The following is a 24,963-nucleotide window of genomic DNA, read 5'->3' on the forward strand; positions in this document are numbered from 1 at the left end:
ATTTTCCGCCCTGGGTACCTTGTGTTACCTCTCTAGGCCGCGCGGGCGGCCACTTCGGGCGTCCAGAGGGGAAACTCCGTGAAAGCGACCTACGCATTGAGCAAGCCGACGATCGTCGTCGGTGAGTCCACCAAGCTATCGCTCGTCGTCCGCTTCGGGGCGGAGGGGAAAAAAGAAGACGCGCCGAGGCGGAAGCTGAACCTGAGCCTCGTGCTCGATCGCTCCGGTTCGATGGGCGGCACGCCGCTGCGGCAGGCGATCAAAGCCGCGCAGGCGCTCGTCGGCGAGATGAAGGAAGACGATCGCGTGAGCGTCGTCATCTTCGACGACAGCGCCGACACGATCGTCGATCCGGTGCTCGCCAAGGACAAGAAGAGCATCCAGGACAAGATCGGCAAGGCGCGCGCCGGCGGCTGCACGAACCTCTCGGGCGGATGGCTCGAAGGCATCAAGCACGTGAAGAAGCACGCGAAGAAGGACGAGGTGAACCGCGTCCTGCTTCTCACGGACGGCCAGGCGAACATGGGGATCACCGATCCCGACGTGCTGAAGAAGACGTCCGGCGAGAAGGCCGGCGAGGGCGTGGTGACCACGACGCTCGGCTTCGGATCGGGCTTCAACGAGGACCTGCTCATCGGCATGGCCCGCGAGGCCGAGGGCAACTTCTATTTCATCGAGTCGCCCGAGGACGTCGAGCAGGTCTTCAAGATCGAGCTCGAAGGTTTGTCCTCCGTGATCGGGCAGAACCTCGTGGTGAGCGTGCGGCCCGACGACGTCGTGGAGCACGGCTGGGTGCTGAACAAGTACCGCATCCAGGAGAAGGGCAGCGAGCTCGAAGTGACGCTCGGCGACGTGTACGCCGTGGAAGACAAGGTCCTCGCGCTCGAGCTCGAGGTGAAGCCGACGAAGGCCGGGACGATCAAGGTCGCGTCGGTCCAGTTCCAGTACCAGACGGTGGTGGACGGCGCGATCAAGGACGGGTCGGGCGAGTTTGTCGTGACCGTGAACGCAGGCACGGCCGAGGAAGCCGCCGCGGCGGCGCAGGACATCAACGTCATCGGCGAGGCGCGACGCCTGGAGACGGCGAAACTCAAGGACGAGGCGGTCGATCTCGCGGACAAGGGCGACCTCAAGAACGCGGCGCAAAAGCTGCGGAAGATGGCCGATGACCTGCGCAACAGCCCGCTCGCGAACCAGTTCGCGTTCGCCGAGGAGATCGAGCAGCTCGAGCATTTCGCCGACCGGCTGGAGAAGCGGTCGTACGACGGCGTGCTCCGCAAGGAGCTGCGCGATCAGTCGTACCAGGCCGGGACGCGCAACCGCAGCGACCTCGCGCAGCGCGGCACGGCGGGCGGAAGCGCGGCAGGTTTGCCCACGGTCACGAGCGCGGACGGCGGCGTGGTGGTGCGCTGCGAGAAGGAGGGCGGCAAGCTCCGGATCAAGGTGATCTCGGACGGCTTCGATTCGTCGAAGAACGTCCAGTTCCCGCGCGCGATCCGGCAGGAGGGCGTGACGTACCTCGTCGAGAACGTGGTGGGAAGCAACGACGGGAGCTTCTACCGCGCGGCAGGCTGGATCAAGCGGCTGCTCCGGCCGGGCGAGACCGTGAGCGCGAGCTCCGGCGGGTCGAGCCGGCGGTCTTCGGGGTCGTCCTCGAAGGCGGCGAAGACGCCGGCGACGGCAGCGGATCTGCCGACGTGCACGGAGATCGGCGACGGCGTGCTCGTGCAATGCGTGCCCGAGGGCAAGAAGCTCCGCGCGCGCGTGGTGAGCGACGGCTACAACCCGGACTACAACATCCGCTTCCCGCGCAGCATCCGCGAGCTCGGGGTGCTCTACGTCTGCGACGAGGTCGTCGAGGCCTCGGGCGGCGGATCGTACATCGCGGGCGGCGAGATCAAGCGGCTCATTCAGTAAACGAGCATGGGGGCAGCATCCGCGATGCGTGCCCCCCGCCCTCGCAACGCTCTGACCCCCTCGCGTCACGTTCGCGCGGGCCCCCTCGCAACGCGGCGACCCCCTCACGTCACGTTCGCGCGGGCCCCCTCGCAACGCTCTGACCCCCTCGCGTCACGTCGCGCGGGCCCCCTCGCAACGCTCTGACCCCCTCGCGTCACGTTCGCGCGGGCCCCCTCGCAACGCCGCGACCCCCTCGCGTCACGTTCGCGCGGGCCCCCTCGCAACGCTGCGACCCCCTCGCGTCACGTTCGCGCGCCCCTCTCGCAACGCCGCGACCCTCTCGCGTCACGAAAAACGGCCCAGGCCGCTCCGGCACCGGTTCGGAGGTGAGGAGACGCGCGCCCCCGTGCTACCCTCCGCCAAACGCATGCCGCGCCCGACCAAGAAACTCCCCACCAAGAAAACCCCCGCCAAGAAAGCCCCCGCCAAGAAAGCCCCCGTAAAGCAAACCTCGAAGCGCGCTCCGACGCGGCCCGTGCTCACGACGGAGGCGCCCGAGGGCGGGATGCCTGCCTGGGCCGTGATCAACAATCGTGGCAATCGCAAGCAGGAGGAGGGCGATCTCGACGGCGCGATCGCCGATTTCACGGAGGCCATGAAGCTCGCCCCCGGGGAGCACGCGCCGATATACAACCGCGGCAATGCCCGGTCGCTCGGCGGGGATGTCCACGGCGCGCTCGACGATTACACGACGGCGATCGAGATGGCGCCGGAATTCGCGCCCGCCTGGCAGCGCCGTGGTTTGACGAAGCAACGGCACGGGGATCTCGCGGGGGCCATCGCCGACCTCGACGAGGCCATCCGCCTTGCGCCGGACGAGCCGAGCGCCTATGGCGAGCGGGCCGCGCTCAGGGCCCTGCGCGCGGATTTCGCAGGCGCCGTGGAGGATTGCGAGCGCGCCCTCGCGATGGCCCCGCCCGACTGGCACCATCGCCCGAACACGCAGCATCTGCTCGACACGATTCGCAAGGCCGCGGGAAATCAAAGGACCGGAACGATGGAAGGCAAAAAGGAAGGAACGAAGGGGCGCAAGGGCGCGAAGAGCGCGAAGGCCGCCAAGGTCGAGGAAGCGCCGCAGACAGCCCGGACGGTCGTCGAGGAGGTGCTCGGGGCCTCGGGATTTTCGTTCGCGCTTGCCGAGGACGAGTCGGGGTACATCGACTACCTGGCCGCCGTGGGCCAGGGGATCGTGGAGTCGTTCGCGGTTCGTCTGGCCGAGGAGCTCGAGCGCGTCGTCGTGTACGTGATGTTCGAGCCGAAGGCGAAGAAGGAGCTGCGCGCAGAGCTCGCCGAGTTCATCACGCGCGCGAATTTCGGCATGGGCGATGGCAATTTCGAGATGGACTTCGACGACGGTTCCGTCCGGTTCAAGGTCGCTCTCGATTACACCGACGAGCCGCTCTCGGCGCTGCTCGTGCGAAACATGATCTTCGACGCGATGGATACGACCGAGGTCTACGCCGACGCACTCGCGCGCGTGATCGCCGGCAAGGCCAAAGCAAAGACGGCGGTGCGCGCAGCCGAGAAGGCGGCGATGGAATCCGGGGCACTTTGATTTGCGCTTGGGGGCTACGCTCGGCAAGCCGAGCTGCGCCCCCAAACCCCCAGGGAGCACGGCTGCCGCTAGAGACCCTCTTGTACCGCGGCCGCAACATGCGAAAGTAGGCCGCTGGAGGGTTTTCGATTGCCTACCGTTCGGGATGGCTACCTCGCCGTGTTCGCGTCGGCCCGCAGCGACGCGGGACGCGCGATGGCCCTGGCAAACGTCGCGGCCCTGCTCGCCCATCGCGGCGACAAGGTCCTCGTCGTCGACCTCGCCGTCGACTCGCCCACACTCACGCGGTACTTCCCGGACGACACGAAGCGCCGCGCCGCCACGTCGAGCACCCCGAGGCCGCGGCCCGCGCCCGGCGTCGTCGATCTGCTCGCGTCCGTGCGCGAAGAAGCCCGGCGCTTCCCCGCGACGCGCGGGCCCGCCGGCGGCGGCGCGGCGCGCGAGTTCGTCGAGCGCATCATCGAGGCAAACGAGGCCACGATCCGGCGCGTGCCCCTGCGCTACCCCGGTCTGCCCGAGGACCGGACGGTGGAGCTTCACTTCCTGCCGGTCGGCGGCGAGGACACGCCGCGCGAACGAAACCGCCCGCTCGACGGGTTCGAAGCGTTCCCCGGCGTGCTCGAAGAGATCGCCGCAGCGCTCCGCGGGCGCTACGACGCGGTGCTTCTCGACGCACCGACGGGCGAGACCGAGACCACGGCGCTCCTCACCTCGCACCTCGCCGACAAGCTCGTGGTGGTGCTCGACGATGCGTCGCTCGAAGAGGCCATCGAGCTCGGCGCCTGGGCGCATGGCAGGCGCGCGATCGCTTCGACGGATCGGCCGATCCACCTGTTCCCGCTGCTCGTGCACGTGGCCGATGGCTCCGCGGGCCGCGCGTTCATCGAGGAGGCGCGGCCGCGGCTCGAAGCGCTCCTCCGGCAGACGCTCGCGCTGCCTGCGTGTGATCTCTCGCTCTACCTCGAGCTCGCGCAGATCCCGCAGCGCAGCACGACGAAGCCCGCCCCGCGTCTCGCCGCCGAGGTCGAGCCGACGTCGGATCCGCAGGGGCTCTCGCACGCGTACTTCCGCTTCGTGCAGTGCCTCTCGAAGACGAGCCCGATCAAGGTCGGCGCGCGCGCGCGGCCCATGTCGGCGGAGCTGCTCTCCGCGATCGAAGCGCGCCGCGCGGCGCCCCAGGCGACGCCCGCGGAAGGCATCCGCGTCGTGCCCACGGAGAGGCCAAGCTCGCCGGGGCTGTCGTCGCCGCCCGGGAGCACGTCCAGCAGCCGCCCGACGAGCCCCACGGAGCGGCCGACGCGGGCCGATCCGCTCTCGTCGCGCAAGCTCTCGGCCCAGCACGCCGAGCGTCTGGCCGAGGCGATGGCGCTCAGGGCGCAGGGGCGGAACGCCGAGGCCGCCAAGATCTGCGCGGCGATCGTGCGTGAGGCGGTGCGCGACGAGCGCGGGAGCAAGGAGACGGCGAAGGCGTTCCTCGCGCTCGGCGACCTCTCGGCGCAGACGGAGACGGGCGAGTACGACGAGGTCGTCCGGCGGTTCCACGACCGCAGGCACGAGGATCCCGAGATCTTCGAGGCCGTGCTGCTCGCGCTCTACCGCAGAGGCAAGCGCCACGCGGCCCGCGAGCGCTTCGCCCTCGCGACCGACAGCCTGTCGGCCGCGCTGGAGCTCGCCGGGGAGTGGAAGTTTGCAGGTCAAACGTCCTCGGTGGATCTGCGCGCGCTCGCGGCGGACGCGGCGCTCGTGCTCGGCGTGATCTCGATCGAGCGCGGCGACGATGCGCGCGCGCTCGCGGCCCTCAGCCACGCGGCGCTGTCCACGCCGGGCGGGAGCAGCCCGGCGCAGCGGGAGACGGAAGCGGCGGCCGCGTGCCTGACGGCGTTCGTGCTCGCGCGCTCGGGCCGGCCGGACGAGGCCGCCGAACGGGCAAGCGCGCTGCGCGAGCGGCTCGGCCCTTCGCCGGCCCCGGCGGAAGGCGCGCTCGCGGCGATCGCGGCGTGCAACGAGGGCGCCGCGCTGGGGCTCGCAGGGCACTACGACGACGCGCTCGCCGTGCTGAACGCGCTCTCCGAGCGGCTCGCGGGGACGTGGCAGAGCCCGTTCCACGAAATCGCGGCGGCGGCGGCCTACAACGAGGTGGCGGTGCTCGCGCGCGCGGGCAAACCCGAAGCGGCGCTCGAACGGCTCGAACGTGTGCGGGCCTCGCTCGGCGGGCTCGGCGCGGTCGTGCACCGCGTGCGCTTCTCGGCCGCGCTGCTCGAAGGGCACCTGCTCTCCACGCTCGGCCGGAAGGACGAGGCGATCGCGCGGCTCGAAGCGCTGCAGGACACGCTGCGCTGGGTGGATGTTTGTCTAGACCACCCGGGCGAGGTGTACATGCGCGAGCGCCGCGCCGACGTCGCCTGGTACCTCACGCTGATGCGCGAGCAGGCCCGCGGCGTGGACGAGCTGCCGGGGCTGCTCCAGGCGAGCGAGGAGGAAGGCGACGCGCGGCACGGGCGCGTGCACCTGCGCGCGGCCTTCGAGCTCGTGCGGCACGGGCGCAGGCTCGACGATCTCGGCGCCCACCGCGCGGCCGTCGCTTGTTACGAGGAGGCGATGTCGCGGCTCGAGCGCGCAGGCTCGCGGCCGCCGGGCGACGCGGCGATGCTCGCCTGCGCGGGTCTCGTGGCCCTGTCGCGCGGCGCGGCGCAGCGCGGCATCCCGCTCCTGCGCAAGGCCGCCGAGCAAGGCGGGACGGCCGCGCTGCAATGGTCCGTCGAGCGCATGCAGGGCGAAGGGCTCGACGTCGAGGCGCTGGTGTCGGCCGTGCGCGAGGCCTTCGACTGGGTCCCGCGCGACCGTACGGACGCGCTGCGCGCTGCCGATCCGCTTGGCGTGACCTTGATCCGCGCGCTCGTCTACCCGGGGCGTCCGCCCGAGCCGCTCCTGCCTCCCCTGCCCTTCCCGCCCGTGGCCGCGCGTTTCGCGGCCTCGGCCACGCCTGCGCTCGCGCTCGATGCGCCGGGCCTGCCGCAGACGGCCGCGCTCACGCACGTGGGTCGGTTGCTCCTGCTCGATCCTCCCGACGGCACGGAGAACGACCTCGCCACGTTTGGCCCGCTCGCGACCGAGCCCGTGAAATCGACGCGGATCTCGCCGGTCTCGCTCGCGTCGCCGCTCACCTGGCCCGAGCGCGTCAGTGCGCCCGCGGGCGCGGGCGAGGAGCTCGGCAGTGCGATCGACGCGCTTTATCCGCGCACTTCGCCCGTCGCTGCGCTCATCAAGGGCCAGGCGACGGGACCCGACGGCGCGATCGTCACGGCGCCGCTGGTTGCCGTCGAGGTGGAGGCGCGGGACGGCGCGACCTTCCGCCTCGCGGTGCTGAGCGACGTGCACGGCCACGATCGGCTGATTTACGACGGCGTTACCTCGATCCAGTTCCGCGACGGCCAGGGCCCGTCGGCGCCGCGCCGCGTGGCCACGCCCCTGCTCGCCTTGTGGCGTGCGCTCGCGATGGGCCCGCAGGGCACGTTTTCGCTCTCGGCCGCGCCGGGATCGTCATCGCCCACGACGGTCGTGCTCACGGGCGGGCCGCGCGAGCCCGGCACGGGGATCTTGCGCGTCGAGCTCCACGTCGATCGTGTGCTCGTGACGCGGGGTGATCCCGCGGCGCTCCGGCACGTCGTCGCCGAGGACGTCGACGGCGTGGTGTATCGGTTCGAGGTCGAAGCAACGGTCGGCAAGATCGAGCCTTCGCTTTTCGGAAGCATCCCCGGGCTTTGATTTCCGCGTCGTTCGCCTCGTGAATCACCCGCGCCGAGCCGCGACGGGTCGTCTGCCGCGCCGCGACGGGGTGTCCTCCGAGCCGCCACGGCGCCCGCGCCGAGCCGCGACGGGTCGTCCCCCGAGCCGCCGCGGAGCACCCACCGAGCCGCCACTGCTCCCCCGCCCCGCCGCGGCTGCCGATGAGCAAACCGTAGGGAATCGTCCGGCGAGCCGCCGCCGAGACCTGGCCGGCCGCCGTGTCAGGCCGTATCGCCCGCGGGAGGCGCCTCGGGAGCCACCTCCGCGGCGCGCCGGGCGCCATGCCGCGCGAGCAGGCGCCGCGTCGCGATGGGGACGAGGCGCGGGATGCTCGCGTCCATGTCGTGCGCCGCTTCGAATGCGTGGATCAACTCGCCGAGCACGTGCAGGTTGACGCCGTCCATGAAATCGATCTCGAGCTGCCGCACCTTCGCGACCGATCGCGCATCGGCGGCCTTCGCCGTCGCGCGGACGCGGGCGGCCGCATCGTCGAGCTTCTTCGCCCGCGCTTCGGTCGCCCCATAAAGCGCGAGCCGCTTGGCAATCTTGTCGCTCTCGTGCGCGAGCAACTCGCGCAGCAATGCGGCCTGCGCTTCGAGCCCCTGGGCGAGGGCCTCGGCGTTCTCCGCGGTCCCCGTCCGATCGTCGACCCGCTTCCGCTCGTTGGCGTCGCGGCCCGCGATACCCTTGAGCAATTTCACCGTGCGCGTGCGCAGCCCGAGGCCCTCGGCGAACGCGGCCGCTGCCTCGCGCTCGGCCTGCGAGCGGCCGGCGTCGGCCTCCTCGCCGGCCTTCCGTGTGCCATTGTTGAGCTCGGTGAGCTCGCGCGCCAGATGGACGCCCACAGCGACGAGATCCTGCGAGACGTCGATCTTGTCCCGCTGCGCCTCGGTCGCGGTGGAAAGGAATGCATATGCGACGCCATAAATGCGCGGAGCGTCGGAGAGGATATGGCGGCTCGCGATCTGGGAGCCGAGCGCGATGAACTCCTCGCGGGTCTCCTCGTCGACGATCGCATCGACGAGGGCCTGGTCCGGCGTCCCGAGCTTTTGGTGGAGCGCGTCGAGCGTGAAATCGGTCGGTTTGATAGCGCCTGCGTTCGGCATGGGAATGGCACGGGACACGAGGCGCGGTGGGCGAGGAAGGGGGAAACGGGCGTCGTCGAGCACGAGCCTGCGCACGCGCACCGGCACGCGCACCGTGGTCTGGCAGGCGATGCGGACGTCGCGCGGCAGTCCGAGCCCGTCGGCGAGCGCGCTCGCCCTCGTTCGGCGGATGCGGGGTTTGTCCCCGCATCCGGCGCATGGTACACGTCCGCCATGCCCAGAAGGTCCACACCCGAACCCTACGCCGCGAAGATTGGCGCACGTCTCCGCGAGCTGCGCGTCGAACGCGGTGTGTCCCTCGGCCAGGTCGCCGACGCGTCCCAGCTCTCGAAGGGCCACCTCTCCAGCATCGAGCACGGCCTCGCGGCGATCACGGTGCCGACGATCTTTCGCATCGCCCAGGCCCTCGAACTCCCGCCGCTGTACCTCTTCACCTTCCCCGACGAGGACGAGCGCGCCCGCGTCGCCGAACTGGTCCGCAAGATGCCCACGCGCGAGGTAGCGAAGGTGCGCCGCGAGCTCGCCAAGCGCTGAGCGGGGGTTTGTCCGCACACCGGGTCGTGCTACAGGAAATTCATGGCGATCACCGATGAGGCAATGAAGACGCTCCGACGACTCGCCCGCGACCTCGACGTCCCGCTGCGGGATCTGGTCATCCTCCCCGACGAGCGCGACCTCGCCCGCCCTGTCGAGATCATCCGCAAGCTTACGCCTCGCGAGATGGCGAAGCTCCTCCGCAAGCAGCGAAAGTACTGACGAAACACGATGGAAGGCGGGGGGCCGCGCTTCCACTTCGTCCCCGCGGCGGCGGCGGGCACCGAGGTCCGCATTCTCACGCCGCACCAACCCACGCCCGCGGCGCTTCGTGCGGGACGGCGACGAGCCCGCCTCGACAAACCCTCGCCGGGCCTTGTCCCGATCCTCAAGTCGACGGCTCGCCGCCCCTGCGCTTGGCCATGAGCTTGTCCCGTAGCTCGTGCAGCTCCTCGAGCTTGCGCCCGAGCTCCGCGCGGGTGTGCCCCGGGGGCTGCAACGGTTTTTTGGGCTCCTGGAGCTGGCCCTCGATCTCGGCTATCCACGGCTCGACAACCGCGAGCCCCGCCTCGGGTTCGTTGCTCGCGAGGCAGATTTCCACGTACATCCCCCTATGCACCCATCCCTTCCCGTCGCTGATGAAGCCGGACCGGACGAGTGCGTCCCAGCCCTCACGCCATGCAGCGAACGGCGCGCCGAGCATCTCCGCCGCCATGAAGATCGACTCGGCGGTCGCTGCCCTCATGTCGCGCACACACTCCTCGAACGCTTTGCCTTCGCCCGCGCGCGCCGTGAATTCCGCCTCGACCCGTCGGTAGTCGGCCGCGACGTCGGCAAAGCTCCGACCTTTTGATTTTGCAAAGGTGTTGTACACGGCGCGGCGCGCGCTCGCGAACTCATCCCAGAGCGCGTCTTCCTGTTCTTCCTCCGGCGTTGGCGGAGTGCTCTGCTGCGCCTCGTCCGCGCGGCGGGTCTCTAGCCACGGGACGACCTCGCCCCGTTTCTGGGCAAGGAGCGCGTCCCGGAGGTTCGCCAGTTGCTCGATCTCGTGTTCGTAAAAGTGCGCGGGGTACTCCGCCCCCGCCCCCCTCGCGTCCTGGAACTGCCGCTCGAGCTTCGCGAGGAGCGGCTCGAGCACCGCGAGCCCTTCGTCAGGCCGCTCGTCATACGCGCAGCAGTCCGCGTAACGCCAGGATGTGTTGCACTCGATATCGATGCCCGAGAAGCCGAGGCGAACCAGATCGTTCCAGGCGTCGCGGCAGGCCTCGAAGGGGGGATGCTTGTCCTGGGCTAGCAACAGGATGGTTTCAGCGATGCGCCGCCTCGTCTCGGTCACATCGAATTCGTCGTCCCCGGCGCGCTCCACGAACTCCGCCTCGAGCTTGCGGAAGTCCTCCACGGCCTCGGCGAAGTTCCGGCATGGCTTCAGCGACTCGACCAAGAGCTTGCCGTGCGCCTTCACGAAGGCAAGCTCTTCCCCTTCCAATTTTCTGCCGTGCTTCAGTCGTCCCATTCGCTATATCCCCGATACAAACAGGATTGCCCTGTGCCGATCTGTCTGGGCCACTCTTTCTTGTTTGTGCATATCGATAGGCACGTACCACAGAGGGATTCCTTTCGATGATTCCCATCTTCGTCTCCTGTGATATCGTCCATGCACATCTCATAATGCGTCGTACAGCTCCGTCGCTTTCTCCTCTTCGCAAACGCCTCCGCCGCCCCCGCCGCGACCGTCGCCGTGACCGTCACGCCGACGGCGATCGCGAAGGCTTCGATGATGACCTCGGTGAAGACGATCGTGACGACCACGATGGTCACGACCTCCCCGATCGGCCCCCGATCCGGCATCGCCTGCCTGTTCGCCGACGCGGACGTACGCAACATGCCCCTCTCGAGGACATCCTCGGGCAGCGTCATGCCTCGCAGGGCGAGCCGCATGCAACTCCCAACGTCCGGATTGGGCTGGCCCGTCGTCTCCACCTCCACGACACGACCTTCCTGGTCGACCTTCACCGAGGCGTCGAGCGAGTAGTATCCGGGCTCGATGGTGCCGCTGAGCTCATCCACACACGCCCTGAGGCGCTCTGCGGTGGCTTCAGGCACGCGCGGCCGGTCATCGGGCGCCGGAGGGCGGTAGAGCCTCGCCGACGAGCAGCCAAGGGGCACGAGCGAGAGCGTCAGGCAACCGAGAAAGCCCAGGGAGAGGAGCCGGCGCCAACGCGGACGTCTCATTTCCTGAATCTGAGCAGGAACACCGAACTCCCGTCAACGCAGTGCGTGTCTCGCCGCTTTCGACATGGAGGCCCGCTTCGCCATCGACGACCACGACCTCGCTTGCTTCTACGCCTCCGCCGCACGTGAGGGGATGGACGCGCGCGCCTCGCTTGCCAAGGCCCTCCTCTCGGCGACGGGCGGCGACGTCGTAACGGCGCGCCGAGAGCTCGCGCGTGCGCTCAATGCCTGCAAGGGGCGCAGACCCAACTCTTGCCGGACAAGCCCCCGCCGTGGTAGATAATCGCTCGACTTGACGCGTTTTTCGGGGGCCGGAAGAAATCGACATGCGACGGTCGATTTCTGCGAACCAAATCCCGCGCTCGGTCATGGGGCGCGCATGGAGCGTCCTGCCAAACTTTCCCAACTGTGGACTGAACTACTTGCGGTTTGCCCTGAACTCGCCCGCTTTGTGCGCCGGGGACGACGAACCCCGAAAGCCGAGGAGTGCGTCCAGGAAGTGATGGCGCGAGCGTTTGCCCGCCTCCCTTCCTACGTGCCCCACGAGGACGGCATTCGCCCTTGGACGTTCGGCATTGCGAAGAACGTCGAGCGCGAGGCGCGCCGCGCAGAGCGGCGCGAGCGGCGCCTGTTCTCCGCGGACACGAACGACGCCGAGCCGGCGGCGGGCCGCGGGCGGACGCCCGAGGAGGACGCCTTCCTCGCCGAAGCCCGAACCAAGCTCACGGCGGCGATGAGCAGCATGCCTGAGCGATACCTCGCGGTGTTCGTGCTCGTCGACCTCATGGACGTCTCGTACGAGGAAACCGCGGAGAGGCTTCGGATCTCGATCGGCACCGTGAAGTCGAGGCGATCCGCCGCCATCGACCACCTTCGCTACCACCTCGGGGAGCGCGAGGACTGGATTGGCGTGCTGCTCGTGCGGCTACGTCGTGCTGTCTCGATGCGCAGCGCCTACGAGTGCATCCACCGTGCCGCGCATCTGTCCGGCCCGATCATCTTCGCGCTCGCCTGCATGCACTGCCCCGAGCCGGAGTTGGCCCGCGTGCGAGCCTCCTTCGCGGGCACGGCGCGCGTGCTCGCGGGTCTCGCCACCGGTGCCGCGCTCGTTGTCCCCGACGATCTCCCGAGTGCATCCGCGCCGTCGCGGTCACCGAATCCCGTAGAACCCTTGCGAACGTCTGGCCCCGCGCGTGCCCGTGCGCCCCTAGCGCCGGACGCCACCGACGCAGGCGAGAGTGAAGATTCGGAGCGCTCCGTGACGGAGGGGAGAGGTTGGTCCCTCTAGAACCGCTCGCGAGAATGCGCTAGGATCTAGGCGTATGCGTCGGCTCGCTGCGGTGTCCGCGATCGTCGTTGGCCTCGTCTCGCCCGCGTGGGCGCAGGCTGACGACGATGCCGACGAGACTGAGGAGAGCACCGACGAGCAGCGATTCCAGGCGTTCGCAGCGCTGGGAGATCGCGAGGCCGCCGCGGGCCGTCCGCGCGCGGCAGTCGCGGCCTACCGGCAGGCGCTCAAACTCCGGCCGGATCCCCTCATCGCCGGCCGGCTCGGTGTCCTTCTCGTGCAGCTCGGTAAGCCCGAGCAGGCGACGGACCATCTCCTGGACGCCCTCCAGCTCGCCGTGAAGGCGACGCCGGCCGAGCGGAAACGGTTTTTCGAGGCGCACGAAGTCGCGCGTGACGCAGGCGCTTGGATCGAGGTGCTCCTCTCGCATGCGGGCGTGCGCGTGACGATCGACGGGAAGCCGAAGAACCGCATGGGGCGCTCGTCCTTCTGGATCTTCATGCGGTCGGGAGACCACGAGCTGCGCGCGACGCTCGACGGGTACGAGGAGGCGATCGTCCCGTTCACCGTGAAGAAGCGCGAGGACAAGCAGCTCCCGGTCACGTTGAAACCGCTGCCCGTGCCTGCCCCACCTGTGCCAGCGGTGTACGAACCGGAGAAGGACCCGCCGAAGGTAGAGCGGGTGGTTGTTGGGGGCGATGCGAATCTCCCGAAGCAAGAGGACCCGTGGGGGTACGAGGATCCGCGGCCTGCGCAGAAGTCCGAAGAAAAACGCTGGTCAATCGGAGGTGGGCCAGTCGTGGTGTTCGGCGTGGCGTCGTGGATGCCTGCGGTGGGTTTGGTGGCAGGCGGAAGCTGGAGAGCAAGCGAGTACGTGTCGCTCGGGCTCGAGGGGCGTGCGGCGTGGCTGACGACGGGTGTCGGGGGAAGGCAAATCGCGGCGATGACGGCAGGCGGGCTTCTCAGCGCGTGCGGGCACTGGCGCTGGTTGTTCGGCTGCGCGCTTGGCCACCTCGGCGTGATGAAGGGCGACTTCTCCGCGCAAAGCTACCAGGCAGCAAGTTTCGTCGACGTGTATCCCGGAGCGGGTGGTCGGGTCGGCGCACAATTGCGTGTTTCACCATCCTTCAGGGTGGATGCAGCAACCGATGTTCTAGGCTTGACGAAAGGTACCAAGATCGCGGTTGGTCAAACCGTCATCGTCGACCAACCGCCAGTGATGCTCAGTGTTTCGCTCGGGGTAGGATGGGAGTTTTAATCATGCGTAGGTTCGCATTTTTATTGGCGTCATCTTTCGGCTATGCGGTCGGCGCATGTTCAGCGCCAGAGGCTTTTTGGCAGGGACAATGCGATCCCGATGCGCTCGTCCCGGCCCCCGAGTGCCTTGACGCCGGCACGGATGCTGCCGACGGCGCGGACGCAAGCGACGCAGCGCCAAACCCGGATCCCCAAGCCATCGAATGCCCCGGCCGTTGCGTCCCCGAGCCGAGCAGCGAGTCGGCCGGTGACTGGCCGCGCACGCCGATGCTCCTCTGGTATGGGCCGCGTGAGCTCGCGCCCGCGAACTGCGACGAGGCGCGCAAGCTGGGTGGCTACGGCGACGATGTGGAGTTCTTCGAGAAGTACCGGCGCTACGCGTACCTCAATGCGCCCCCCGCGACGTGCGAGTGCTCGTGTCCGGCATCGGAAGGCTCGTGCACCAAGCTCCCCGAGACGATCGAGGTACGCGCCGCCTCGTGCGCGGAGGACGGAGCCCCCGGGCTCCCTTTCGGAGGACCCGCCGGCTGGGACGGCTCGTGCACGAGCACGAACGCCCTGCCGGCGGGGGCTGATTGTGGCGGCGAGCCTTGCGCGCAGTCCGTCTACGCCTCTCCGCTCCCCGGCCCGACGAGTGAATCCTGCCCGTCGATCACGAAGCCGGCCAGCTTCACGACCGCGACCGACTGGAAGTGGATCGGCCTCGCCTGCGAGGCGAAAGAGCGCGAGGGCACGTGCGATCCGACGACGCGGCGATGCATGTACGATCTGCCCTACCCATGGCTCCAGTGCGTCGCGCTGAAGGGGAAGCACAACAAGTGCCCCGGCAACTACGACCGCTACGATCCCATCCACCTCTACGGGGAGCTGCCCGTCGACACGCGCGACTGCACGGCGTGCGAGTGCGGCGGTAGCCCCGTCGGGAGCGCGTGCCTTGGAAATTTGCGGTTTTACAGCGATGTGGCGTGCGAAGTCGGGGCGGACACGGTTGACGTGGCCTCGTTCGGAGACCAATGCACGAACGTCTACCCGCCGGGCCGAGCGCTCGGGAGCAAGGCGATCACGGACCTCGCGTACCTCCCCGGCATCTGCCTTGCGACGGGAGGCGAGCCTACGGGCGCAGCCTCGGAAGACCCCGCCGACGTGGTGACGTTCTGCTGTCTCCCGCCGTTCGAGTTCGCCAAGTAGGAAAAGCTCCCACCTTTCTCGAAAAATCAGCGAACAAAATTCGGGGGTCGGTCAAGGGCGTGGGCGAGGGGCGCGGCTTTGCTGCTCTCGGGCGACGCCAGTCCCTCCTGCCCGAGCCGAACGCGGTCCTCCTGGCCTCGTAAACGAAAAGGCGCCGTGTTCGGCTTCGGGCGGGTTCTCCGATAAACGGCCCGCAGAAGAGGGCGATGGGGGCGCGCGCGTCTGGGCAAGCACCTCTCGCCTCCATCGTCCTCTTCTGCCGGTCGTTCGTCACCGATCCGAGGCGGCTGCGCCGCGCAGCGTTTCCCCGTACGCGCACGCTCCACGCGACGCAGCCGCCTCGGGTCGTGCAGCGACCCGAGCGCCTCATCTGCCCCGCCGGCGTTCGTCGCTCTTCGGAAGCATCCCGGGCCTGTAGGCCGTGACAGCGCGGGAAGGGCGCGGCGCAGGTCGCGCCGTTCCTGCGCAACCTGCGCAGCGCGCCCGAGGACCTGCGACGCAAAACCACGCGTCAAAGCCGTGGCACGTGAGGTGCAAATGCAGCATCCGTCCGCACCACGTTTTCCTGCTCCGGCTGCACCATGAACCACGTCGCCCTGCAACCGATCCAAGTCGCCGAGCGGCCCCGATGGGAGCTCGAAGCGTTTCATCGATCCCCGAGCTATCGGATGGACCTCGTGGCGCTCTTCACGATGCTCGACGAATTGCCGTTCCGCTCGATGCTCGATGTCGGCAGCGGAACGGGGCTCGTGGTGCGCGAGGCGCGGGGGCGGCATCCGGGAAGGCGCATCGACGGGGTCGATCGATTCGATTTCAGCGCGAGCGCGTCCACGCGGCGGCTGCGGAAGCGATACGACGTGATGACGGCGGTCCACGCGCTGAATGACGTGCCGCACCTGGATCGGGCTGCGGCGACCATGGCCGAGCATCTGACGGCGGGCGGGCACGTGGTGGTCGTCAATCCGAATCCAGCGTTCACGTGGATCGGCATCGAATACCTGGATCCTCGGATCCTCGATCGCGTGATGGCGCAGCACGGTCTCCGGCGAATGCGGAGGCTCGAATACGGAAACGAGTTGCTCGTGTACCGGAAAAACTGAGCGTCAGCCCTCGCGGACGGCCGTCACCTCGAAGAGCTCGTGCTCGCCGGTTTTTCCTTTGACGGAGACACGCGCGGTTTTTCCGATCACGGCGCGCCCGGTGATTTCACGATGAATGGCCTCCGAGACGAGGAGGCGGGCGCCGATGTCCTTCGTCGCGGATTCGATGCGGCTCGCGAAATTGACCGCGTCGCCGATCGCGGTGATCGCCTTCCGGTCGCTCGAGCCGACCGGGCCGACGACGGCCTCGCCGTAATGGATCCCGATTCCGATGTCGAAGGCGTGCCCGTACGTCGCGAGGAGATACGGCGTCATCTTCGATGTCATCGCCGAAAGCATGCCGAGCGCGGCGCGCACCGCGCGCATCGGGGCGTCGGGTTTGCCATCGACCCCGAAGAGCGCCATGAAGCCGTCGCCCATGTAATTGTTGATGAACCCGCCCTCGGTCGCGACGGCGCTGCCCATCGCCTCGAAATGGCGGTTCAGGACGTGGATCACGTCGTACGGCAAGAGGGCCTCGGTGAACGGGGTGAAGCCGCGAATGTCGGAGAAGAGGATGGCGACGCGGATCTCCTCGCCGACCGGGGTGAGGTCGACCTTCGATTTGCGCATGCGATCGACGAGCGCGACGTCGTCGTCATCGAGCACGAGCCTGCGCACGCGCACCGACCCGCGCACCGTGGCCTGGCAAGCGATGCGGACCTCGCGCGGCAAGCCGAGGCGCTCGGCGAGCGCGCGCTCGACCTCGTTCGGCGGCTCGATGTTGTCGAGTCCCTCGACCACGATCACGCGGCACGTCGAGCAACGCGCGTGGCCGCCGCAGACGTGGGTGTGAGGGATGCCGGCGGAAAGCGCGGCATTCAAGAGGGTTTGTCTCTCCTCGACGTCGATGCGGATCTGATCGGGCGCGTAGAAGATGCTCGGCATCGCCAGGCATCCTAGGGCGCGCGGGCCCTCGAAATCCACCCCGAAGGCTTACGTCGCGAGGCGCGAGAGGCAACGCTCGATCGCCGCGAGGATCGCGCCTTCGTCCTTCGCCTCCGCCCCGAGCGCATCGAACGAGGTTGCGTCGATTTCCGCGGGGAGATGTGCGGCGGGGTTTGCGCGCATCTTTTCGTGAATCACTTGCGCCGCGTGCCCCGTGGCCGCGATCGGCAGGACGACGAGGCCTTGCGTTTTCGCGATCTCGAACTCTTCCAGCACCCCGGGCGCGGGCGCGCCGCGCCGCAATCCTCCGATGACGATCATCACGCCCGCCTGCGCGAGCAGGTCCTCGCGTGATTTTCGCTTCCACGCCTCCAGCGACGCGCCGGGCGGGACCACCTCGCGGACCGGGCGCACCACGAGCCGCCTCGAAATGGCCGCAGCCGTTCGTCCGTCGAGCGCCTCGACGAGCCCCGTGACCGCGGCGCTGCCCACGACGCGCCCGAGCCCCGTCACGAGCCTGAGGTTCCTCGCGCCCACGATGCGCCCGACGCCACGCGCGATCGTCGTGACGAACGCGCGCTCCTTTTCGTCCCCGTCCTCGGGAAAACTGCCCGATACGAACACGCTGCGCTGCGCCCGACGCCGCTCCAGCTTGCGCAGGACGTTCGTGATCTCGGCATAGTCGTTCACGACGAGCGCACGAATGCCATACCGGTTCAGATCCATGACGTGGTGATCGAACCGCTGCGCGTCGTACGGATCCGAGGGGCGCTTCAGGATCGCGTAATGCCGGCGCGCGCCGTCCTCGAACGATCGGCGCAGCACGGAAAGGACGTGTCCGAGGTTCGGGTCCGTGAAGCTCAATCCGAGGAACAAGAAGGTGCGCGTCGTGAGGTCGGTCCCGAGGAGCTCCAAAAATCCCGGTCGCGCGCGGGGATACAGCTCGTAATCGTCTTTCGTCAGGACGATCTCGGACGGTTGCGAGGCCGTGCCGTGCATCTTGAAGAGCACCGCGTCGGCCTCGGGGTCCGAGGTCGTCAGGTCCACGCTGCGGGATTTCACGTCGAAAGACTTGCCCGCCTGCCGCCACGCGCCTTCGAGGATCTCGTCATAATTGGTGGTCCAGACATGGCCGATGGGGAGCCTTGCCAGGATGCGGTGGTTGTCCGGGATCCCCACCTCCCGATCGAATGTGCGTCGGACGAGGGATTCGAGGTACGAACGGCTGCCGGCTTGGCGATTGACGTAAAACTGGGCGAGGAGGACGAGGTCGTGCTCTTTGCCCACGTCGAGCCCGATCTCGCGCGCCATGCCGTCGAGCAGCTTGCCCCAGCCGGGCAAGCCCGCGGCCATCGACAAACCCGCGCCGACGAAGAGGGCCGCGCTCCCGCGTTCGAGGGCGTCGACGTAATCTCGCAGGAAATCGGTGAGGCCCTGATCCATGCTCCGGCTCCTTCGCGCCCGGCCCGCGCCGCGCGGCTCTCTCGAGCGTACACCCGAGGCGCCGCGCCTGGTAGACTCCGCCTTCATGAGTGACGCCGCAGAGGGGCAGGAGATGTGGGTGCAGGTCGCGGGCACGGGTTCGCGAAAAGCGCCGTTGCCCAGGACGGAGGAGCTCACGGCGCAGGCGATCGGGCGGGCGCTGGCGCAGAGCGGCGCAGGGCTCGTGACGTGCGGCTGGAACGGCGTGGACAAGGCCGCGACGATGGCCTTCGCCGGTGAGCTGCAAGCTCTTGGGCTCCCGCTCTCCACGCGCCTCAAGCAAATCGTCCCGCGCCCCGATGAGCCCGCCTTTTTCGGCGGGGACGTGGTTTACGTGGAGAAAGGTGTGCCCGAATGGGTCGAAAGCGTCCGGCGCGCGCAAGCCGTGGTGCTCATCGGCGGCATCAGCGGTACGTACAAGACCTATCAAACCGCGCGCAATGAGCAGGTGCCCGTCTTTCCGCTGCCGTCCACGGGCGGCGACGCGAAGAAGGCATTCGACGAGATCATGGCCGATTTCGAGGGCACAGGCCTCTACCGGCGTGTGACGCGGGCGCAGCTCGCCGCGCTCGATACGCCGATTGCCACGCGCGAGGCGGCCGACGACGTCGCCGAGCGGCTGCTCGATCTCATCACGGAGGAGCTTTCGGGCCGGAAGCCCGTCACCGCCACGGATCGTCCGAAGGGGCCGCGGGAGCGCAAGAGCGCGTCGAAAACGAAGCCCGAGCGGGTCGATTTTTTGCTGGTGACGGCGCTGCCCGAGGAACGCGACGCGCTCTTGCGACGCCTGCCCGGCTTCGAGCGGGTCGTGCCGCGCAAGGACGACGTGCACGTCTACTTCCGGGCCACGTTGCCCGTCACGGACGGCTCGGGCAGCTATCGAATCGTGGTGCTGCCGCTGCTCGGAATGGGCCGCGTGAATGCGGCGACGGCGACGAGCGAGGCGATCAAGCGCTGGCGGCCGCGGCACGTGGTGCTCGTGGGGATCGCGGGGGGCGTCGCGGCGCACCGCGTCTCGCTCGGGGATCTTTTGATCTCGGACCAGGTCGTCGATTACGAGCTGCAAAAGCTCACGGAGCAGGGGATCGAGGTGCGATGGTCGGTGCACAAAGCATCACGGCGGCTCTACGCGGCGGCGCTGAACGTGCTCGGCGACGCGTGGACGAAGAGCCTCCTGGTGCCGCGTCCGGGCGAGGGCGCGCCGAGGATCCACCTCGGGCCGATCGCGTCGGGCGACAAGGTCGTCGCGGTCGAGCGAGTGCTCACGGAGTATCGAAGCGTGTGGCCAACGATGATCGGCGTGGAGATGGAGGCCGCGGGCGTGGCGAGCGCGTGCTTCGCGGCGGCGCGTCAGCCGGAGTTCTTCATGGTGCGCGGCGTGTCGGACCTCGCCGACGAGCAAAAGAACACGCCGCGCGTGCAAGAGTTTCGAGCGTATGCGTGTGATGTGGCCGCGAGTTACACGGTGGAGCTCTTGAAGAGCCACCCGATTCCGTTTTTGAAGAGCAAAGAGCGCGAATGAATCACTTCGGCTCGAGCTTCACGCCGTGCAGGACGTTCCGCTTCTTGTCGACCTCCTCCAGAAGATCGGAGTCGATGAGCAGGTGCGCCTGCATGCTGTCTTCTTCGCTGTTCCAGAGCTTGCCCGCGAACGAGATGCGGCCCGCGCTGTCCGTGTCGAGCCAGTAATTGCCGCTCGCGTCGTCGCTGGCCACCGCCCCGGGGCCTGCGAGATCAGCATTACTGTCATTGCCCGGGAACGGGTTCGGCGGCTGCGCGAACTGCTGGCCGAGCAGGTTTGTCACGTTCCGCTCGAACGGCGACGCGGGCGAAGGATCAAGCGCGAGCGGGCGCAGGAAATTGCGATCATCCATCGCGAGGCGCGAGCCCTTCACGGTGAAGACGAGCGAGGTACCCGGCTCGAAGCTCACGGCGAGCGCGCGCGGGCCGACCTTCACGGCGACGCCCGGGGTCTTCGCCGGAATCACGACCTCCTCGATCTGCTTGCCCGAGATGAGGAGCAGTTTGTGGCCCGGCGTGATCTTGCGGCCGCCCGACTCGATCTCGCGGCGGAGCGTGATGCCGTGCGAGCTGTAGAACTGGAGGTTCTTGACCTCGTCGTCGGTGAGCCCGTGCTCGGTGCGGATCTCGTGGGTGAACGGGACGAGGCTCGCGCAGCCGGTGAGGCCCGCGAGGGCGACGGTGGCGAGGGACGCGAGGAAAGCAGGACGGGCGAGCATCGGGATCCTCCGAGGAGAGCGCAGCGAGGGGCGGCTTTCAAGGGCCGGCATGCCCCGAGAACGTCGAGAGCCCAGCAAGACTTACAGGCGCGCCCCGAAGGTGTTCGTTGACGAGGTGAAGGCCGGGCGATATCCGTGGACGTCCTCGCTACAAATGTCGGGGAACGACGGCGGAGTAGCCTTGGAACACGACGCGCCGCGCATTTTCCGCATCGGCTCGGCCCATCGCGTGACCTTCGAGCCGCCCGACCTCGTGATGGTGTCGTGGGACGGCCCGATCGAGGCGGACGACATGGTGGCGGTCTTCGACGTGCTCGAAGAGGTCTCCGGGGGACGGCAAGTCCTGCTCTTGTGCGACGTGTCGCGCACGCCCGGCCCGACCATGCAGGCGCGGCAGCTCGCCGCGAACGACCGGCGCATGGTGCTGATGGGACCCCTGGCGATGGTCGGGACGAACTTCCAGGTCCGCGTCGTCGTGTCCATGCTGGAGACGGCCGCGCGACTGGTCCAGGGCAAGACCTCGCCCACGGCGTTCTTCGACGACGAGGCGAGCGCCCGCGCCTGGCTCGCCGCGCAACGCGCGTCGTTGCGCGCGACCTAAGCCGCTTCCCAGCCGAGGCGCGCGACCACGCCGCGGCGCTTCTCCATCCACTCGGCGATGCGCTCGCGCGTCGTGCGGTAGGCGTATTCGAGGATGGCGCGGCGCGCGGCGAGGTTCGAAGGGTTGTGCAAGAAGAGCAGGACGTCCGTCGGCTCGGGTTCGAGCACGAGGACGTGCATGCCGGTCTTCTGCTGGATCTGCTCGACGTTCTGCGCGAGCCGCGCGTGCGTGCCGATGCGCATCGCCTGGTTCATCACCCAGAACAGGCCCTTGTCGCGCACGCTCTGCCGTACGCCGTGCCCCGTGGGGACGGCGCGGTGCGCGACGGAGACGGGCACCATAGGGTTCACGACGACCGCGAACTCGACGCCCGCCTCGGCCGCGACGTCGAGGTGCGCGACGTCGCCGAGCCCGCCGTCGATGTAGTGCCGATCCCCGATGCGGATCGGCGAAAAGAAGGGCGGGAGCGCGAGCGTCGCGGCGCACGCAAGCGAGACCGGGATGTCCTCGTGCCCCTCGGCGCCGAAGAGGATGCGGTCGCCGCAGTCGACGTCGTACGTGGGGATGCGCAAGGGGCGCGGCATCGCGCGGAAGGCGTTCGGGATGCCGCGGCGGAGGAAAAACTCGGCGAGGAAACGCTCGTAGCGATCGAGCGTGAAGAAGCCCGCGGGCAGGGAGTCGGCGAGGCGATCGATCTGCTCCCACAGGTAGAGGTGGCTCGGCGCGGTGGGCGAGACGGCGTCGCGGCGCGACGAGAGGCGCGCGACGGCGTGGCGAATCGCGACCCACGACGTGGAGAGCGCGCGGCGCCACTCGTCGATGTCCATGCGGAAGACGTGGCTCCGTTCGAGCGGGAAGAAGTTGTCGACCGGATCGAGGAGCGCGCGGTAGAGGCGATCGACGGGGATGCCGCCGGCGAGCGCGGCTGCGACGCTCGCGCCGCTCGATTGCCCGAGGTAGAGGGAAAAACTCTGTCCGTCGACGCCTCGCACGCCGTCGGCGAGCGCGGCGAGCGCGCCGATCTGGTAGAGCGCGCCGGTCAGGCCTCCGCCGGGCAAGCAGAGGGCGGTCTTCGGAGGTTCGTGGGAGGAGCGGGGCGCGTCGTTCACGCTTCGTCCTTTCCTCGGGCCTCGCGCGCCAGCTCGGACTTCTTTCCGAGGAGGTGAACGAGGAGCAGCAAGACGATGGTGGCGGCGGATCCGCCGATCGTCACGGAGAGCGGAATCGGCGTGTTGTCCGCGACGTCCGTGGGGGATCGCGAGTAGACGGATCCGAGGGTGATGCCGTTGAAGAGTCCGTGCATGATGAAGCTCGGCAAGAGCGAGCCGCTCGCGCTGCGGAGCAAACCGAGCGAGAAGCCGACGAGGCCGATGGGCAGGACGAGCTGCCACTCGAGGTGCGCGAACGCGAAGTAGGTGCTCGTCGCGAGGACCGTGCCGAGGGCGTCGTAGCGGCGGCGGAGCGGACGGAAGAGCGCGCCGCGGAAGAAGACCTCTTCGAGAAGCGGGCCGGCGAGCACGAGGATGACGAAGAAGAGGAAACGCTTCGGCACGCCGCCCGCGAGCTCCTCCTGGAGCATCTCCTCGCGCGGCTGCCCCGTGGGCCATCGCTTGACGATGAGGTCGTAGAGCGCGTTCGCCGGGATCTGCACGGCGATGCCGAGCATTGCCGCGAGCGGGAAGAAGCCGCGGTGCGTGGCGCGCACGCCGAGGTAGTCGCGGATCGATTTGTCCGGCGCGTGGAGCTGCAGGATCAGGAAGAGCGCGCTCAGCGTGGCGACGAGCTGGCAGCCGAAGCTCGTGACGAGGTCGGTGCGCCCATCGCCGCCGCGGATCGAGCCGATGAACGCGAGGAAAAAGATGTAGACGAACGTCGTGCCGACCGCGAAGCCCGCGGCGGCGAGGTAGCTCATCGACCGCTCGCCGCCCTCGGGGCGCGGGAGGAGCGGGCTGCTCGGGCGTTCGTCCTCGTCCGGATCCATCAACGACCTCGAAGATGGGGCACGACGCCCCGCTTGACCACCGTGTCCGCGGCGAACTTTTCGTTCGTCTGCGGATAATCGATCGTCGCGTGCAGCCCGCGGCTCTCGTGGCGCGCGGCCGCGCAGCCGACGATGAGCTCGGCGACGGTGGCGATGTTGCGGAGCTCGAGGAGGTCGCGCGTCACGAGGTGCCGCCAGTAATACTCGCGGATCTCGTCCTGCAAGAGGGCGATGCGGCGGGCGGCGCGGCGCAGGCGCGCGTTCGAGCGGACGATGCCGACGTAGTTCCACATGGTGCGGCGCAGCTCGTCCCAGTTGTGCGTCACGACGACCTCCTCGTCGCTCGGGACGGCGTCGCCGATCTGCCACTCGGGGACCTCGGGGAACGGGCTCTCTCCGAGCTCGCCGATCGTGCTCGCGAGGCGCACGGCGGCGCGGTGGCCAAAGACGAGGCCTTCGAGGAGCGAGTTCGAGGCGAGGCGGTTCGCGCCGTGGAGGCCCGTGCACGCGCACTCGCCGACGGCCCAGAGGCCGGGGATCGTGGTGCGGCCGTGGAGGTCGGTGCTGATGCCGCCGCAGAGGTAGTGCGCCGCGGGGACGACGGGGATCGGCTGCGAGGTGATGTCGATCCCGAAGCGCAGGCACTCGGCGTAGATCGTGGGGAAGTGGTCGCAGACGAAGCTCGCGGGCCTGTGCGTGATGTCGAGCAGGACGAACTCGCTGCCCGTGCGCTTCATCTCGAAGTCGATCGCGCGGGCGACGATGTCGCGCGGGGCGAGCTCCTTGCGCGGATCGTGGTTCGCCATGAACGGCGTGCCGTCGGGCAAACGCAGGATCGCGCCCTCGCCGCGCAGCGCCTCCGTGATGAGAAAGCTCTTCGCCTGCGGGTGATAGAGGCAGGTCGGGTGGAACTGGTAGAACTCCATGTTCGCGATCTCGGCGCCTGCTCGGTACGCCATCGCGATGCCGTCGCCCGTCGCGACGTCGGGGTTCGAGGTGTAGAGGTAGACCTTGCCCGCGCCGCCCGAGGCGAGGATCGTGGCGCGCGCGAGGTACGTCTCGACGAGGTGGCTCTTCGCGTCGTCCTCGCCGTCCGAGCGCGTGGCCGTGTTGAGCACGTACGCGCCGACGCAGACGTCGGGGCCGCCGAAGCGCGACATGACGATGAGGTCGATCGCCATGTGATGCTCGAGGATGCGGATGTTCGGGTGCGCGCGGCAGCGATCGAGGAGCGCACGCTCGACCTCGAATCCGGTCGCGTCCGCGACGTGCAGGACGCGGCGCGCGCTGTGCCCGCCCTCGCGGGCGAGGGCGATCGAGCCGTCTTTTTCGCGGTCGAAGCGCGCGCCGCGGTCCATGAGCTCGCGGATCCGATCGGGCCCCTCGCGCACGCAGATGTCGACCACGACCTCGTGGCAAAGGCCGGCGCCGGCGACGAGCGTGTCCTTGATGTGCGCGTCGAAGGTGTCCTCGGGCGAGATGACGGCGGCGATCCCGCCCTGCGCCCAGCGGGTGTTCGACTCCTCGCTGCTGCGTTTGGTGACGACCACGACCTCGCCGTGCTCGGCGATGTCGAGGGCGAAGGTCAGGCCAGCGATCCCGCTGCCGATGACGAGAAAATCGGTCGTGACGGCCACGGGCGGCAGGGTAGCAGGCTCCTTGACGCACAACGACAACGCTGTCATGAGCCAGCCGCCCGACGGGCGCGCGCGTCCTGTTGGGCCCGA

At 68.8% G+C, this 24,963-nt stretch carries 21 protein-coding genes; 11 read left to right on the plus strand and 10 right to left on the minus strand.

The window, feature by feature from the left end; genetic code table 11:
- Window positions 1-78: 78 nt before the first annotated feature.
- From KEG57_RS02815 to KEG57_RS02825, 3 genes are all read left to right on the plus strand, one after another.
- The gene (locus KEG57_RS02815; RefSeq protein ID WP_272418170.1) at window positions 79-1,917 is read left to right on the plus strand and encodes a vWA domain-containing protein; all 1,839 of its coding nucleotides are present in this window, start codon (window positions 79-81) and stop codon (window positions 1,915-1,917) included.
- Window positions 1,918-2,434: 517 nt separating this feature from the next.
- On the plus strand, window positions 2,435-3,514 hold the full coding sequence (locus KEG57_RS02820; RefSeq protein WP_272418169.1) for a tetratricopeptide repeat protein: 1,080 nt from the start codon (window positions 2,435-2,437) through the stop codon (window positions 3,512-3,514).
- A gap of 129 nt (window positions 3,515-3,643) precedes the next feature.
- Entirely contained in the window at window positions 3,644-7,279 is a 3,636-nt protein-coding gene (locus KEG57_RS02825; protein ID WP_272458084.1) for a hypothetical protein, read from the plus strand.
- 242 nt (window positions 7,280-7,521) lie between these two features.
- On the opposite strand, the gene KEG57_RS02830 is transcribed toward KEG57_RS02825, so the two are convergent.
- Window positions 7,522-8,406, minus strand: a complete 885-nt coding sequence (locus tag KEG57_RS02830) for a hypothetical protein (RefSeq protein WP_272458085.1) — start codon at window positions 8,404-8,406, stop codon at window positions 7,522-7,524.
- A 213-nt stretch (window positions 8,407-8,619) separates the two neighbouring features.
- Here KEG57_RS02830 and KEG57_RS02835 point away from each other — a divergent pair, with 213 nt between their 5' ends.
- A complete protein-coding gene (locus KEG57_RS02835) occupies window positions 8,620-8,940 on the plus strand; it encodes a helix-turn-helix domain-containing protein (protein WP_272418166.1) in 321 nt (106 codons plus the stop codon).
- Window positions 8,941-8,982: 42 nt separating this feature from the next.
- Window positions 8,983-9,162: a hypothetical protein gene (locus tag KEG57_RS02840; RefSeq protein ID WP_272418165.1), complete on the plus strand. Its 180-nt coding sequence runs from the start codon at window positions 8,983-8,985 to the stop codon at window positions 9,160-9,162.
- A gap of 166 nt (window positions 9,163-9,328) precedes the next feature.
- Here the strand turns inward: KEG57_RS02840 and KEG57_RS02845 are convergent, their stop codons facing one another.
- The gene (locus tag KEG57_RS02845) at window positions 9,329-10,453 is read right to left on the minus strand and encodes a hypothetical protein (protein WP_272418164.1); all 1,125 of its coding nucleotides are present in this window, start codon (window positions 10,451-10,453) and stop codon (window positions 9,329-9,331) included.
- A complete protein-coding gene (locus tag KEG57_RS02850) occupies window positions 10,441-11,172 on the minus strand; it encodes a hypothetical protein (protein WP_272458086.1) in 732 nt (243 codons plus the stop codon). The genes KEG57_RS02845 and KEG57_RS02850 overlap by 13 nt, the downstream gene beginning before the upstream one ends.
- Before the next feature lie 379 nt (window positions 11,173-11,551).
- Between KEG57_RS02850 and KEG57_RS02855 the strand changes: the two genes are divergently transcribed.
- A complete protein-coding gene (locus tag KEG57_RS02855) occupies window positions 11,552-12,460 on the plus strand; it encodes an RNA polymerase sigma factor (protein ID WP_272418162.1) in 909 nt (302 codons plus the stop codon).
- A gap of 19 nt (window positions 12,461-12,479) precedes the next feature.
- Here the strand turns inward: KEG57_RS02855 and KEG57_RS02860 are convergent, their stop codons facing one another.
- On the minus strand, window positions 12,480-12,890 hold the full coding sequence (locus KEG57_RS02860; RefSeq protein WP_272418161.1) for a hypothetical protein: 411 nt from the start codon (window positions 12,888-12,890) through the stop codon (window positions 12,480-12,482).
- A gap of 6 nt (window positions 12,891-12,896) precedes the next feature.
- Here KEG57_RS02860 and KEG57_RS02865 point away from each other — a divergent pair, with 6 nt between their 5' ends.
- From KEG57_RS02865 to KEG57_RS02875, 3 genes are all read left to right on the plus strand, one after another.
- Window positions 12,897-13,718 carry a hypothetical protein gene (locus KEG57_RS02865; RefSeq protein WP_272418160.1) on the plus strand — a complete coding sequence of 274 codons (822 nt, stop codon included), beginning with the start codon at window positions 12,897-12,899 and terminating at the stop codon, window positions 13,716-13,718.
- A gap of 266 nt (window positions 13,719-13,984) precedes the next feature.
- Entirely contained in the window at window positions 13,985-14,905 is a 921-nt protein-coding gene (locus KEG57_RS02870; protein ID WP_272418159.1) for a hypothetical protein, read from the plus strand.
- A gap of 581 nt (window positions 14,906-15,486) precedes the next feature.
- On the plus strand, window positions 15,487-16,005 hold the full coding sequence (locus KEG57_RS02875) for a class I SAM-dependent methyltransferase (protein WP_272418158.1): 519 nt from the start codon (window positions 15,487-15,489) through the stop codon (window positions 16,003-16,005).
- Between the two features lie 3 nt (window positions 16,006-16,008).
- Here the strand turns inward: KEG57_RS02875 and KEG57_RS02880 are convergent, their stop codons facing one another.
- On the minus strand, window positions 16,009-16,932 hold the full coding sequence (locus tag KEG57_RS02880) for an adenylate/guanylate cyclase domain-containing protein (RefSeq protein ID WP_272418157.1): 924 nt from the start codon (window positions 16,930-16,932) through the stop codon (window positions 16,009-16,011).
- A gap of 48 nt (window positions 16,933-16,980) precedes the next feature.
- The gene (locus KEG57_RS02885; protein ID WP_272418156.1) at window positions 16,981-18,375 is read right to left on the minus strand and encodes an SIR2 family protein; all 1,395 of its coding nucleotides are present in this window, start codon (window positions 18,373-18,375) and stop codon (window positions 16,981-16,983) included.
- 85 nt (window positions 18,376-18,460) lie between these two features.
- Here KEG57_RS02885 and KEG57_RS02890 point away from each other — a divergent pair, with 85 nt between their 5' ends.
- The gene (locus KEG57_RS02890; protein ID WP_272418155.1) at window positions 18,461-19,936 is read left to right on the plus strand and encodes a 5'-methylthioadenosine/S-adenosylhomocysteine nucleosidase family protein; all 1,476 of its coding nucleotides are present in this window, start codon (window positions 18,461-18,463) and stop codon (window positions 19,934-19,936) included.
- Window position 19,937: 1 nt separating this feature from the next.
- Here KEG57_RS02890 and KEG57_RS02895 read toward each other — a convergent pair whose 3' ends face one another.
- Window positions 19,938-20,654 carry a DNA-directed RNA polymerase gene (locus KEG57_RS02895; protein ID WP_272418154.1) on the minus strand — a complete coding sequence of 239 codons (717 nt, stop codon included), beginning with the start codon at window positions 20,652-20,654 and terminating at the stop codon, window positions 19,938-19,940.
- A 181-nt stretch (window positions 20,655-20,835) separates the two neighbouring features.
- Here KEG57_RS02895 and KEG57_RS02900 point away from each other — a divergent pair, with 181 nt between their 5' ends.
- Window positions 20,836-21,255, plus strand: coding sequence for a SpoIIAA family protein (locus tag KEG57_RS02900; RefSeq protein WP_272418153.1), 420 nt, complete (start codon window positions 20,836-20,838; stop codon window positions 21,253-21,255).
- On the opposite strand, the gene KEG57_RS02905 is transcribed toward KEG57_RS02900, so the two are convergent.
- The 3 genes from KEG57_RS02905 to nadB are packed head-to-tail and all read right to left on the minus strand — an operon-like array spanning window position 21,252 to window position 24,873.
- Window positions 21,252-22,364: a patatin-like phospholipase family protein gene (locus KEG57_RS02905; RefSeq protein WP_272418152.1), complete on the minus strand. Its 1,113-nt coding sequence runs from the start codon at window positions 22,362-22,364 to the stop codon at window positions 21,252-21,254. The two genes, KEG57_RS02900 and KEG57_RS02905, sit on opposite strands and share 4 nt — an antisense overlap.
- Entirely contained in the window at window positions 22,361-23,236 is an 876-nt protein-coding gene (locus KEG57_RS02910) for a CPBP family intramembrane glutamic endopeptidase (RefSeq protein ID WP_272418151.1), read from the minus strand. Before KEG57_RS02910 ends, KEG57_RS02905 begins: the two co-directional genes overlap by 4 nt.
- Window positions 23,236-24,873, minus strand: a complete 1,638-nt coding sequence (gene nadB, locus KEG57_RS02915) for an L-aspartate oxidase (protein WP_272418150.1) — start codon at window positions 24,871-24,873, stop codon at window positions 23,236-23,238. Before nadB ends, KEG57_RS02910 begins: the two co-directional genes overlap by 1 nt.
- Window positions 24,874-24,963 lie beyond the last annotated feature (90 nt).

The organism is Polyangium jinanense, from assembly GCF_028435365.1.

Excerpts from the sequence above, each read along its gene's own strand:
- KEG57_RS02830 (WP_272458085.1), bottom strand. The coding sequence starts at position 8,406 with ATGCCGAACGCAGGCGCTATCAAACCGACCGATTTCACGCTCGACGCG.
- KEG57_RS02835 (WP_272418166.1), top strand. The coding sequence starts at position 8,620 with ATGCCCAGAAGGTCCACACCCGAACCCTACGCCGCGAAGATTGGCGCA.
- KEG57_RS02840 (WP_272418165.1), top strand. The coding sequence starts at position 8,983 with ATGGCGATCACCGATGAGGCAATGAAGACGCTCCGACGACTCGCCCGC.
- KEG57_RS02845 (WP_272418164.1), bottom strand. The coding sequence starts at position 10,453 with ATGGGACGACTGAAGCACGGCAGAAAATTGGAAGGGGAAGAGCTTGCC.
- KEG57_RS02850 (WP_272458086.1), bottom strand. The coding sequence starts at position 11,172 with ATGAGACGTCCGCGTTGGCGCCGGCTCCTCTCCCTGGGCTTTCTCGGT.
- KEG57_RS02855 (WP_272418162.1), top strand. The coding sequence starts at position 11,552 with ATGGAGCGTCCTGCCAAACTTTCCCAACTGTGGACTGAACTACTTGCG.
- KEG57_RS02860 (WP_272418161.1), bottom strand. The coding sequence starts at position 12,890 with ATGCGAGAGGAGCACCTCGATCCAAGCGCCTGCGTCACGCGCGACTTC.
- KEG57_RS02870 (WP_272418159.1), top strand. The coding sequence starts at position 13,985 with ATGCTCCTCTGGTATGGGCCGCGTGAGCTCGCGCCCGCGAACTGCGAC.
- KEG57_RS02875 (WP_272418158.1), top strand. The coding sequence starts at position 15,487 with ATGAACCACGTCGCCCTGCAACCGATCCAAGTCGCCGAGCGGCCCCGA.
- KEG57_RS02880 (WP_272418157.1), bottom strand. The coding sequence starts at position 16,932 with ATGCCGAGCATCTTCTACGCGCCCGATCAGATCCGCATCGACGTCGAG.
- KEG57_RS02885 (WP_272418156.1), bottom strand. The coding sequence starts at position 18,375 with ATGGATCAGGGCCTCACCGATTTCCTGCGAGATTACGTCGACGCCCTC.
- KEG57_RS02890 (WP_272418155.1), top strand. The coding sequence starts at position 18,461 with ATGAGTGACGCCGCAGAGGGGCAGGAGATGTGGGTGCAGGTCGCGGGC.
- KEG57_RS02895 (WP_272418154.1), bottom strand. The coding sequence starts at position 20,654 with ATGCTCGCCCGTCCTGCTTTCCTCGCGTCCCTCGCCACCGTCGCCCTC.
- KEG57_RS02910 (WP_272418151.1), bottom strand. The coding sequence starts at position 23,236 with ATGGATCCGGACGAGGACGAACGCCCGAGCAGCCCGCTCCTCCCGCGC.